This is a genomic window from Clostridium kluyveri (assembly GCF_001902295.1).
Classification (GTDB): domain Bacteria; phylum Bacillota; class Clostridia; order Clostridiales; family Clostridiaceae; genus Clostridium_B; species Clostridium_B kluyveri_B.
On the sequence record NZ_CP018335.1, the window covers coordinates 2,572,073 to 2,584,523 of the forward strand.

General features: G+C 29.0%; 8 protein-coding genes. 3 read left to right on the forward strand and 5 right to left on the reverse strand.

Features of this window, described 5'->3' with window-relative positions:
* Positions 1-159: 159 nt before the first annotated feature.
* Both BS101_RS12445 and BS101_RS12450 read right to left on the reverse strand, forming a co-directional pair.
* On the reverse strand, positions 160-2,226 hold the full coding sequence (locus BS101_RS12445; protein WP_073539116.1) for a helix-turn-helix domain-containing protein: 2,067 nt from the start codon (positions 2,224-2,226) through the stop codon (positions 160-162).
* A 74-nt stretch (positions 2,227-2,300) separates the two neighbouring features.
* Positions 2,301-3,149, reverse strand: coding sequence for a DUF1186 domain-containing protein (locus BS101_RS12450; RefSeq protein ID WP_073539117.1), 849 nt, complete (start codon positions 3,147-3,149; stop codon positions 2,301-2,303).
* 277 nt (positions 3,150-3,426) lie between these two features.
* On the opposite strand from BS101_RS12450, the gene BS101_RS12455 reads away from it, so the two are divergent.
* The 3 genes from BS101_RS12455 to BS101_RS12465 all read left to right on the forward strand — a co-directional run bounded on the left by BS101_RS12455 (position 3,427) and on the right by BS101_RS12465 (position 6,480).
* Entirely contained in the window at positions 3,427-3,972 is a 546-nt protein-coding gene (locus BS101_RS12455; RefSeq protein ID WP_073539118.1) for a biotin transporter BioY, read from the forward strand.
* Positions 3,966-4,355: a DUF1284 domain-containing protein gene (locus BS101_RS12460; protein ID WP_073539119.1), complete on the forward strand. Its 390-nt coding sequence runs from the start codon at positions 3,966-3,968 to the stop codon at positions 4,353-4,355. Before BS101_RS12455 ends, BS101_RS12460 begins: the two co-directional genes overlap by 7 nt.
* Before the next feature lie 409 nt (positions 4,356-4,764).
* Entirely contained in the window at positions 4,765-6,480 is a 1,716-nt protein-coding gene (locus tag BS101_RS12465; RefSeq protein WP_073539120.1) for a methyl-accepting chemotaxis protein, read from the forward strand.
* A gap of 107 nt (positions 6,481-6,587) precedes the next feature.
* Here BS101_RS12465 and BS101_RS12470 read toward each other — a convergent pair whose 3' ends face one another.
* The 3 genes from BS101_RS12470 to BS101_RS12480 form a co-directional block, all read right to left on the reverse strand.
* A complete protein-coding gene (locus tag BS101_RS12470; RefSeq protein ID WP_073539121.1) occupies positions 6,588-8,303 on the reverse strand; it encodes a methyl-accepting chemotaxis protein in 1,716 nt (571 codons plus the stop codon).
* A gap of 268 nt (positions 8,304-8,571) precedes the next feature.
* A complete protein-coding gene (locus BS101_RS12475; RefSeq protein WP_073541308.1) occupies positions 8,572-10,722 on the reverse strand; it encodes an RNA degradosome polyphosphate kinase in 2,151 nt (716 codons plus the stop codon).
* 20 nt (positions 10,723-10,742) lie between these two features.
* Positions 10,743-12,293, reverse strand: coding sequence for an HD domain-containing protein (locus tag BS101_RS12480; RefSeq protein WP_073539122.1), 1,551 nt, complete (start codon positions 12,291-12,293; stop codon positions 10,743-10,745).
* Between the last annotated feature and the right edge of the window lie 158 nt (positions 12,294-12,451).

Sequence of the window (12,451 nt, forward strand, 5' to 3'; positions counted from 1 at the left end):
TCCCGAAATCCGAACTAGTTCAGACTTCTAGGTTAAATTATAATATTTTAACCCGGTGGATTTCATCAACTAAAATGCTGCTATAAAAGTACTAATATGCTATATGAATAAAATATATTTTTTATGGCAAAAGCAGAAAAAGCCATGTTTTTTATTTATTTATACCTCTTTTATTATTATAAGAGCTGCACCATACCCTTGAATTTTAGCTTGTATGTTAAATACCGTACTTTTTTTTATACTCTTAAAACGTATTTGAGGGAAAGAGGACTTATAAAGTATTTCCTTTTCTTCTTTGCTCAACCTCTTTGGCTTGCCCATATCCGCCCAGTAATTATAGGAAGAACCCACTTTTTCATTTATATCATAAGTTATTATTCGCACAGCAGAAGGTATACCCACAACATTTAATGAAAATTTCTTTTCAGTAATATCCTTACTGCCTCTAAACTTAGAAAAATTTTCAGAAAAATTAATATCTTCTATGTCTTCATGATAACTATAGAGCAGAATCTGATATTCTCTATAACTTCTGGTGGCTATAAATCCTTTATCTCTCGCAACTAAAGTGTCTCCCATCTTATTCATTAAAAAATATGCATAATATGAAGGTTTCTTTATACCTTTATCATTAATTAGCCCTGGATATCCAAAGAACACTTCATTTGTAATATTTACTTGTTTATCCAAAACATCAAAAGCTCTTAAAATATCCATATTATTTTTTTTATTTACCATACCATTAATGGTGAAAGGAAGCATGTACGCTGTATCATAGATAAAATTCACTCTATTTCCATGAAAAAATCTACTTTTTAAAACTTCAAATTCATAGTTTTGAAGCAAAAATTCAGTTATTTCCCCTACATAATTCCCATCCATCTCAGATACAAATTGAAATTTAAAAGAAGTGATATCTATGGTATCAAGTTCATTGAAATAATCTAAAAAAGATTTCAATACTCTTTTAAATTCTTCCTGTGCAAAAGCTGTATTATCAAATACCACAATTGTCCCTATTCCTATATCACCTAAAAATTCAAAAACATCCACTGCTCTATTCCAGTTGTAGAAATTAGAGCCTTTAAATATGCCCATGTCCTCACTAAATACATTTAGAACTCTTGCATATTCAAATCCTATTTCATCTTGAAGTGTTTCAAGCATACGTTTATTATCTTCAATTAAAAGGTCAAAGGCATCTCCTACATTGATTGTTTCTTTAAAATCTTTACAAAAACTGCCCTTATTCTGTGACATATTTAAATATATTTTTGTTATTTTTTCTTCATAATTAAATCTGTCATAATCTTCAAGATAATAGGTTATAAACTGAAGGCCATTTGAAAGCTCCTGAAAAACTATCTTTTTTTGTTTCTTAAAAGTTTCTTCATCTACTTTGAATTTTTTTCTGTATTGGGAGGGTGTACATTTAAATCGAATTTTAAAATGTTTATTAAAATACCTTGTATGTGAAAATCCCACTTCCTCTGATATTTCAGATATATTTTTATCAGTATCTAAAAGAATTTTTAAGGCTTCATCAACTCTAGTTAAATTAAGTAAATCTGTAAAACTGTATCCTGTAGTATCCTTAATTCCATGGGACAGATAATGAGTACTTAAGAATTCTTTTTTAGCTATATCTTGAAGTGTTATATTATCATTATAGTTATTGTATATATATTTAGTAATTCTATGGTACCTTTCAAGTAATTCTTCATTTTCTCTTAAGTCTTCCATTTCATTTGTAAGATAATGAAAATTATTTATAAGATGATAGAGAATTTTTACTAATATATCTTTAACTACTTCGTCATAATTATCCTGTTTCTGTATAACTTCACAGACTATCCTGGAAAGAAATATTCTAAGTTCGTCATATTCCTCCCCTTCCTGTGCATTATCATCAGTAATATTGGTGTAAAAAAACATATTTTCAATATCCGTATAATATTTTTCAAAAAAATTGGGATCTATGTGAAATATGAGCATCTTATTGTCTTTGTGACTGCTGTAAATACTATGGGCTTCATCTATATTTATTATTTCTATATCTTTTTCCACCAGTTCATATTTATCTGAATCTATGGTTACATAAAATTTGCCCTTAAGTACATAAAGTATTTCGATAGAATTGTGCCAGTGTATGGGATATCCAATTATATTGGCACAGGAAATTAAAACAGGTACATCTTTTGGATAATTTATATATTCTCTTCTCATAAAATAACCCCTCCAAATATATAGAAAATAAGGACATATACCTTCTTTTAGGAATATGCCCATTAGTTAAATATTTATTTCCTTCTCTGATTTTTTCTAGAAGCTTTTACCTGCTTTCTTTTTTTCTTCTTTTTATCTGCAATTTTTCTTTGAATATGGGTTACATTTTGTGGTTCAGATTTAATATTCTGCTGGAAACATGGCCAATATTCCAAATCCTTAATGGTATCTCTTATAAATTCATATCCTCTCCTCTTTAAATTTAAAATTCTTTCATCATCTTCAATATAAAAATTCTCTTCTACTTCTTCTAAAGATATGTAGAAATTTTCTATTAAGTTATCCTTATACGCTTCCTTAATTTCCTCATATAATTCATCTGGACATATTTCACAACAATTACTTACCAGACTGCCCCAAACAACAGAACGTTCTCTTTTTAATTTTTCTTTAAATAAACTTCTATAATATTTAATTATTTCATCCTTGGATATAACACCTTCCACCCATAATACAGGAAATGTCTTAATGGCAGCAACTCTTATATACTCATTAATATTTTCATTTTCCAATAATTCTTTTACTGGATAGATATTTCCTTTGCAAACAGATGCCAAAATTCTATGTAAATCTTCTGTGACAACATCACCAAATATCTTAAATACAATTTCATCCGGTAAACTAATTAAATCTATGATTAAGGAAAAACTCTGTTCTTCATTAAACTGTGCCAATAAATATGCCGCATATATATGTAAAAAATAATTAGGTTTTCCCAAAATCTTATTATAGTTATCTTTAGCAGATCTTAGTATTTCAATTAATTCAGGAATAAACTCTTCTTTTCTACTTATTATCTGTCGTATCTGTTCCTCTGGAAATTTACCATTAGCGTATTTAATTCGTTCTAATAATGCATTCATAAAAGCATACTCTCCCCTCTGCAATATTTACCTTTAAAATTGTCACTACATACATCCCTTTATATATCTTATGATTTGGGGAAACCTTTATTTCTATTATATACTACTGATTATGCCTTGTCAGCAGTCTCTATTTCATATTATTTATCAAGTGATTCTTGAGTTCAGATTGTAAACCAATATATATTATCCGTTGACAATTCACTGTCCGGTTATTATAATTATATTGTCACTATTTTTTATAATTCAGTTAACGATACTTGAAAGGAGTAAAAAGATGAACTTAAAAATAAGAGATATTACCATAACAGCTATTTTTACAGCTTTGACAGCTATTTTAGCTCAAATTTCCATCCCTCTTCCCTTTAGTCCCGTGCCAATTACTTTCCAAGTAATGGCAGTGTACATATCTGCAATAATATTAGGTAGTAGACTTGGAACACTATCTCAGATTATATATATACTTTTAGGCGCAATAGGAATTCCTATTTTTGTAAATTTTCAAGGGGGATTAAATGTGGTATTTGGCCCCTCAGGAGGGTATCTCATATCTTATCCTATTGTAGCTTTTATTGTAGGAAAAATATCTGATAAAAACTTATCCCATATACAATCAACTGCGGTACTAATTGCATCCCTGCTGATTTGTTATGGAATGGGAATAGTCCAACTGTCATTTATAACAAATATCACAATTAAAAAAGCCTTAGTAATAGGTGTTCTTCCCTTTATACCTTTAGATGTTATAAAAATTACATTAGCCTATTTATTAGGAGGCAAAGTAAGGATGGCTCTTATAAAAACCCATCTCATAAAATGTTAACGCTTAGAGCCCATCATCTATTATGCATTCAGGGATATAAGGGATATGGCTATAGCAAGAATTTTACTGAAAATATGGATAAAATAATTTGCCAGCTAAAAAAAGATACTTTTACTAGAATAAAAGTTATATCTGGTGTAGATGAAATTTGTTCCTGCTGCCCGAACAACACAGAAGAAAAATTATGCCGATATGAGATTAAAATTAAATCCATTGATAAAAAGATATTAAATTTGTTAGATTTAAATTTAAATGAAATTTATACTTATAAATATATTTTAGATACTATTCATGAAAAAATAAATCATAAAATTTTTGAAAATATATGTAGTACCTGCCAGTGGTTTAAATATGGATATTGCCAAAAAGGACTGGGGCTATAATAGAAAAACGCAAAAAATTTTTGTTTAAACTGAATAAAGAACACTCTTTCCAGACAATAATTTGAAATGTTCAAATGATTCTTCAAATAAATTCACGATTATTTCTATGGAAGGGTGTTTTTTTATATTGCATTTTATATTTATTGCATTTATGTACATTTTAAAAAAATTTTTAAACAAAATAAACATTTTGTACAATTAATTATAACATTATTATACATTTAAATCTGATTTTTATCTAAATTTTTAATTAAAATCATTTCTCCAAAAAATATTTTTCTAATTTTCACATTATTTTACTTAAAAATGCTGACCGATTTACTTTAAATTTAAAACAAAGAATATTATTACATAAAAATCGAACTAAATGTTTAAAAAGTGCAATATTATAAGTTGAGGTGAAAATTTTATGAAAATATTATCAAATTGGAGTATTTTTAAAAAACTGTTACTGTCATTTATTGTAGTGGCATTGTTGGGATCTATAATCGGCATTACCTGCATTACCAGAATGAAATTAATAAACAAAGACCTAAATAACATATACACTGTAAATTTAAAGGGAATAAATTTATTCTACAAGTTAAAAATAAATATGCCCAGTGATAAAGAAGATGATATTCTAATTGTTATAGATCCTGAGAATAGAAAAAATTTAGAAACTGCAATAACTAATATGAATAATATATCAAAACAAAATGATGAACTTATTTCAAGTTATGCTTCCCTCATCACAGATACTGAAGCTAAACAACTAATTTATGAACTTAAACAGCACATACAAACATGGAACGATTCCCGTGAAAATTGTATCAAATTAGCACGAGATGGAGATTATACAGGTGCTCAAGAAGAATTTTTAACGGCCTCAAAATATAGAAAAGAAGTACTGTCAGTACTTGACAGAGGTATAAATTTAAATATGAAACTGACACAAAATGATTACAACAACAGCATTAAACATTATAATTCAACTTTAAAATTCACAAATATATTAGTCATATTCACTTTAATTATTTCCATAGTCCTAGGAATTATAATTTCAAGATATATAAATACCCCCCTTTTGCAAATTAAAGAATTTTCAAAAAGATTTGCTAAACTTGATTTTTCTACAAAAATAAATACAAACCATAAGGATGAATTTGGTGAAACTGTTGAAGCACTTAACACTGCACAAGAAAATATAACTGCTTTACTCAAAAAAATCATAGAAGATTCTGAAGAAATGAGTAGTTCCAGTGAAGAGCTATATTCTACTGCAGAAGAACTCTCCTCAAAAACCGAAAATATGTCTGGTGCTATAAAAATTATAACAGACAGCATACAAGAATCATCCGCTGCATCAGAAGAAATAAATGCTTCCATAGAAGAAATTAATTCAAATATAAATGAATTATCTCAAAAAGCTTTAGAAGGAAGTGCCGACGCAAATGCAGCAAAAAAAGCAGCTATCACTATAAAAGAAAATGGAAAAACTGCTGTTGAAAATGTACATACAATATATAAAGATAAGAAATATACAATAATGCAAGCCATCGAACATGGAAAAATAGTTGAAAACATACATATCATGGCCAATACTATTGCCGATATAGCAGAACAGACTAATCTTCTTGCCTTAAATGCATCCATCGAAGCTGCTCGTGCCGGAGAACAGGGAAAGAGTTTTGCCGTAGTTGCAGAAGAAGTGGGAAAACTTGCAGAAGAATCCTCTCAGGCAGTGGGTGCTATTGAAGATACTATTGAAAAAGTGAGAGAAGCTTTTAAAAATCTTTCTACAAGCAGTCATGAAGTACTGTCCTTTATTAATGAAAAAATAAATCCACAATTTGAGTTATTTCAAAATATGGGAGAACAATATTACACTGATGCAAAATTTATAGATAATATGTCAGAAGAAATAGCTTCTATGTCAGAAGAGTTATCCGCCACTATATCAGAAATAAGTAAAGCCATATACAATATGGCATCCAATGAAGAAAAATCTTCTCAGTATGCATATGATATAAAGGACAGTATTTATGAAACAACCAAAGCCGCAGAAAAAGTTGCCGCAGCATCCCAAACCCAGTCAAAAATGGCACAAGAATTACATACTTTAGTGCAGAGATTTAAAATATAATTATAATTTTTTCTATATACTTAAAAATGCACCTGAAAGTGTTAGTTTTATATCTAACATTTAGGTGCATTTCAATTTAGTATAGTTCATTTTTATCTAAATTATTATTAATTAACTTTAAACTTATTTACTATGTGGGTAAGTCTTTCTGCAAGTTCTGCCTGACTTTGAGAAGAGGCAGATATATCTTCAATTGCTTTAGTTACCTCATTTATACTGCTCGATATTTCCTGTGATTCAGAAGAAGATTCTTCCGCCGTTGAAGTAACTCCTTGAATATCATCATTTACTTTAGATACCAATTGTTTCATATGTTTAGAAGCACTATCAATTTCCTGTGATATATTGCTTATGAATTCTGCATCTTTTTCATACTGAACTCCTGTATCCATAAGAAATTCATAGCTGGATTTTACATTATTGGCTATATAATCTAATATTTCTTCTCCACTTCTGGAAAGATTTTTAAAAGCAGCTTCCACTGAAAAAACCATTTTATTAATAGTATCTATAGTACTAGAAGATTGTTCTGCAAGCTTCCTGACTTCATCTGCAACAACAGCAAATCCCCTGCCATGTTCACCAGCACGTGCTGCTTCTATGGCTGCATTTAACGCCAGAAGATTTGTTTGTTCTGCCATGCTGGAAATGGAAGCAGCCATGATTTTTACTTCAGATACCACTTTTCCATCTTCAATTGCTTTTATAATATTATCTTTCTTGTCATTATATATACTTTCTCCTTCTTCTATATTCTTAGAAGCTGTTTCTTTTATATTTACAGCGCGCTTTTTTATTTCCAATAGAGATTTTGCAGATTCCTCTGCTTTATTTGAAAGTTCAGATATACTACTTTCCATTTCCTCCGACGATTGACTAATACTTACTGTAATACTACTTAAATTTTGCGCTCCTTTAGCTATATGATCTGAAGCTTCATTTACAGATGCCATCATAGAAGAAATTTCCTCACTGGTAGCAGAAAGTTCCTCACTAGAAGCACTCATATCTTCCGTGCCCTGTAATATTTCCCCTACTAATCCCTTTATACTCTCATTTGCATCATTCAATTTTTCAGCTATTAATCCTATTTCATCTTTGCTGGATGAATTTATAGTTTCACTTAAATCACCTTTACTGATTAGCTCTGTAAAAGATAATATTTTAAAAACTTGTGATGAAATTGAAGAAGAAATTTTAAGGCTTACAACTAGGGATATAATTAAAGCTGCTGCAACTATTAGAATTATTATGTACAGCGAGGTATTATATAAAGAAGTGTTTTCCATATTACTATCCTTAGCTTTTTTATCTACAATCTCAACCAATTGCTCAATACTTTTTGTTAACTTGTCCCTATAACTGGCTGCTTCTTTATTTAAAGCCATGGCATCATCATATTTGCCCTCAGTCATTAATTTTACAATGTCATTACAAATATTTCTCCAATCAGTTAATTCACTTTCTAATCTAACTAATATATTTTTTTCCTGAGCGGTTAAATTTCCTTTCTTATATTCATTTAATATACTATTGTTTTCACTTTTCAGATTATCCATAGAAGTTATTGTATCTGAAACTTTACTATTATCTCTACTCTCTACTAAATTTATTACACTAAGGCGCAAATGCAGCGTATTAGCATCAAATTTATCAAGATTTCTAAGAGTTCTTAAATTATTACTATAAAGCTGATTAGAACCTGTATTTATTTTTCTCATATTAATCATACTAATCAGAGCAATTATTACGATAAATAAAACTATACTTAAAAAACTTACTAGCAATTTACTCCTGATTTTTAAATTATTAAACTTCTTCATATTTACCCCTCCTAAAATACAAACAATTTATATTAATTAATCTTAAATATTAATTAATATAAATTGTTGATAATGTCCTCATTATATCATTTTACTTTTATATTTACAATACTATTTAGTGTATTATCTTGGATTTATTTATTTTAAAAAGTTCTATAAAAGTACCCTTTTACAGTCAATTTTGGCACTATAAATAAAAAAACAGCAAACTTTAAAATTAATTTAATATTAAAGTTTGCTGTTTTTTTTATGGATTAAATGGGTTCAACTATGAAAATTTTTCATTAGAAAGTACTGGAACAAATCCTTCTTCCATCCATTTTTCATTAGATGAAAGATACTTATTATCATATTTATTATCTTTCAATGAAGCACAGGAAAAAATTTTCTGGCTGTTAATAAACTCTTTTCCTCTTCTATCAATACTTGTATAATAACCATTTGAGCCTAAAATTCTAGCTTTCACTGTATCAATTAGAGAAACCTCCAAAATTTGTTTTACCTTTTTCTTTACATAAATATCCTCAACAGGAAATAATAACTCTACTCTTCTATCTAAATTTCTACTCATTAAATCTGCACTGGATAAATAAATAGACTCTTCTCCTTCATTATAAAAGTAATAAATACGGCTGTGTTCTAGAAATCTCCCCACTATACTTCTCACAGAAATTTTATCACTTATACCGGGAATTCCTGGGGTTAAACAGCATATTCCTCTAACAATTAGGTCTATATTTACCCCTGCACAAGATGCTCTATACAATGCTTCTATAATTTCCTTATCAACTAGAGAATTTATCTTAATTATAATTCTAGCTTTTTTCCCATCTTTAGCATTTTCTGTTTCTCTATCAATTAAATATAAACATCTTTCTCTTAAGTGCAGAGGAGCTAAAATCATTTTAAATAATTTTGTTGGACTTGAGTACCCAGACAACATATTAAATACTGTAGAAGCATCAGCCCCAAAATAAGGATTTGCCGTAAATAATCCCAGATCTGTATATATTCTAGCAGTTATGTCATTATAATTTCCAGTAGCCATATGAACATACCTTTTAATGCCATCATTTTCTTTTCGAACAATAAGCAATAGCTTGCAGTGAGTTTTAAGCCCCACAAGTCCATAAATTACATGACAGCCAGCCTTTTCTAGATGTTTTGCCCAATGAATATTATTTTTTTCATCAAACCGTGCTTTTAATTCCACAAGCACTGTAACTTGTTTGCCATTTTCAGCTGCTTCTATTAGAGCATCAATAATTGGAGAATTTCCACTTACACGATATAGGGTTTGTTTTATTGCAAGAACTTTTGAATCTCTGGCAGCTTCCCTTACAAGGTCAACTACGGGCTCAAAACTTTCATAAGGGTGGTGCAATAAAATATCTTCTTTTGAAATAGAAGAAAATATACTCTCTCCTTTTGAAAACTGGTGTGGAACATATGGTTTAATAGGAGGGTATTTTAAATGTTCATAATTTTTCATATTACTTAATTTCATTAAAAATGTTAAGTCAATAGGTCCATTGATTTCATATTCTCTGTCTTTTGATATTTCCAATTCCTTTTCTAAAATTTTAAGCAGTGAACTATGAATACCATTTTCCACCTCAAGACGAACAGTACTTCCACGTTTACGCTGTTTTAAGGATTCTTCAATAGTTTCAAGTAAATCCTCTGCGCCTTCTTCATCTAGAGTTAAATCGGCATTTCTTGTTATTCGATAGCAACTGCAATCTAAAATAGGATATCCACTAAAAAGTTCATTTAAATTCATCTTAATTATATCTTCTAAAAATACAAAAATCTTTTCAGTAATATTTTCATTATCAGAAGGAACCTCAATAAAACGTTCAAGTACAGAAGGCACTTGAATTGTTGCAAAAATGCCTTCATGCCCTTTTTTATCATCTTGCAGAAGTAAAGCAATATTTAAGCTATGATTTAATATAAGTGGAAAAGGTCTACTTTGATCAACTACCATAGGTGTTAGTACAGGATAGATATTTTTTAAATAATACTCCTTTAAATATGTCAATTGCCTTTCACTAAGTTCTTTAGGTTTTAAAAAAGCAATATTTTCTTTTTTTAAATGAACTTTTAAAGACCTATTATAACAATTTATTTGATCATAGACCAATTTGTGTGCCCTAATTAAAATCTTCTCCATTTGTTCCAACGGAGTCAGTCCAGAAGGGTCTGGCTTATCAAAACCTGCCTCAATTTGAGTAGCCAAGGAACCCACCCGAACCATAAAGAACTCATCTAAATTGGAACTTACAATAGATGCGAATTTGAGTCTTTCAAAAAGAGGATTACTATTATCCTTTGCCTCTTCAAGCACTCTCTGATTAAATTCAAGCCAGCTAAGTTCTCTATTAATAAAATTCTTTGGTGAACTATATTTACTCATTTTAATATATCCCTCCTTGATCATATAATAGGTCTTACTCCAACAACCTCCTCAAAGAAATCTACATTCTTTTTAAAATTCCATTCTTCCAAAATTATTTCATCTTCACTTTCCAAATTAAAAAATAAAGTTTCCCCAGATAATGCAAGCTTTAACTTTTTTATTTTTTGCAGGTGAGAAGAATCCAGACACTCAGCTAATTTTAAAATTGCCGCCAGAGTAGATACAATTATCTTGGACTTATCATCTAATACTTGATAACTATTATGAGCTCTCATAGGAATTTCATAAGAATGATATCTGGCTATATTGGCGATTAAATCTATTTCTTTACTTGAAAATCCTAAAATATCTTGATTTTTTATAATAGTATAAGAATGAATATGGTGATAAGTATTATTTATTATGTTCCCTACATCATGAAGAATAGATGCCACCTGAAGATACATTCGTTCTTTATAGCCTAATTTATGCAATTTATAAGTCTGATCAAATATACTTAAAGATATTTTTTCTACAAAAGCAGCATGTGGTTTATTTATTCCATATTTATTTCCAATATGCCAAACTGAACTTATAATATCCCGGAAAGATTCCTCTTTACCTATGGTACCCATAAGTTCATCTACTAAATCATACAATATCCCCTGCCATAATGATATTTTAGGGACATATATCCTGTCACTATTGGTAATTTTAAAAAAATAGTAAAATATTGAAATGGAAGGCATTAAAAGTTCTGTTTCTTTTTTAGATAAATTATAGGTAAACATAAGTTCGTCCTCACTCATGTCTTTAATCTTATGGTATAATTCCATGAAATTTTCCTTTAAAATAAAACCTTTATTAATACTTATATCATTTGATTTGTTTAGACCCTCTACCATTTTAATGACAGTTTTCAGCTCTCCTCCCAGTCCAATAAAACAGTCCGTTTCATATTTCAATATAACATCTTTTAATAAATAAAGTTTACTCTCAATGTGTTGTTCCATAACCTTTGAAAAATGTAATGTTTTTTTTTCTAATTCCCATAGATTTTCTTTAAGCCTCAGTGCACCTAATTTCTCATATTCAGCAAATTTAAGTTGATTTTCCTTATATATTAACATCTCCAGTCCACCAGAAGTAACATTTACAATTAAAGTATTTTTTAAAATTTTAAGGTTTGATTTCAAAAAATATTTTCTAATGGCCTTAAGCATAAAGAACCGCTCCTCCGCAGCAGTAATGGCCTGTACATCAATTCCAACCCTGAGCCTTATTTTCTCTAACACATATTGTTTATTTTCTGCTTCTCTAATTCCACTAGTAGAAACAGCCTTATAATGTCTAACATTATAATCTTTCATTAAATTTACAAAACCTTTTAAAGTATCACAAGTTTCATGAATAGTATTTATAGAAATTCTTCCCGATATAAAGGTATCCCTTCCATTTTGCGTAGGCTTTATAACACTTTCGAGAATTTTTATATTAATCTTTTCATCCACTTGTGTAATACTCATCCTTAAGTAATTGGATCCTACATCAATAACTGCAATAGGTTCATTTAAATTTTCTGTCATCATGCAAAATCTCCTCATATATAACAATTTTATACAAAAATAGACTTATTACTTTTAATAGTATATGTACAATGTTAAATAAGTATTTACTTCGTGTTAACAAAATTTAACCCATGTAAATGAAATAATGTTATCTTATCATTATTCTTTATATGATATAC

Coding starts and splice junctions, on each gene's coding strand:
- BS101_RS12475 (WP_073541308.1), bottom strand. CDS start 10,722: ATGAGTAAATATAGTTCACCAAAGAATTTTATTAATAGAGAACTTAGC.
- BS101_RS12480 (WP_073539122.1), bottom strand. CDS start 12,293: ATGATGACAGAAAATTTAAATGAACCTATTGCAGTTATTGATGTAGGA.
- BS101_RS12460 (WP_073539119.1), top strand. CDS start 3,966: ATGTTAACGCTTAGAGCCCATCATCTATTATGCATTCAGGGATATAAG.
- BS101_RS12450 (WP_073539117.1), bottom strand. CDS start 3,149: ATGAATGCATTATTAGAACGAATTAAATACGCTAATGGTAAATTTCCA.
- BS101_RS12455 (WP_073539118.1), top strand. CDS start 3,427: ATGAACTTAAAAATAAGAGATATTACCATAACAGCTATTTTTACAGCT.
- BS101_RS12445 (WP_073539116.1), bottom strand. CDS start 2,226: ATGAGAAGAGAATATATAAATTATCCAAAAGATGTACCTGTTTTAATT.
- BS101_RS12470 (WP_073539121.1), bottom strand. CDS start 8,303: ATGAAGAAGTTTAATAATTTAAAAATCAGGAGTAAATTGCTAGTAAGT.
- BS101_RS12465 (WP_073539120.1), top strand. CDS start 4,765: ATGAAAATATTATCAAATTGGAGTATTTTTAAAAAACTGTTACTGTCA.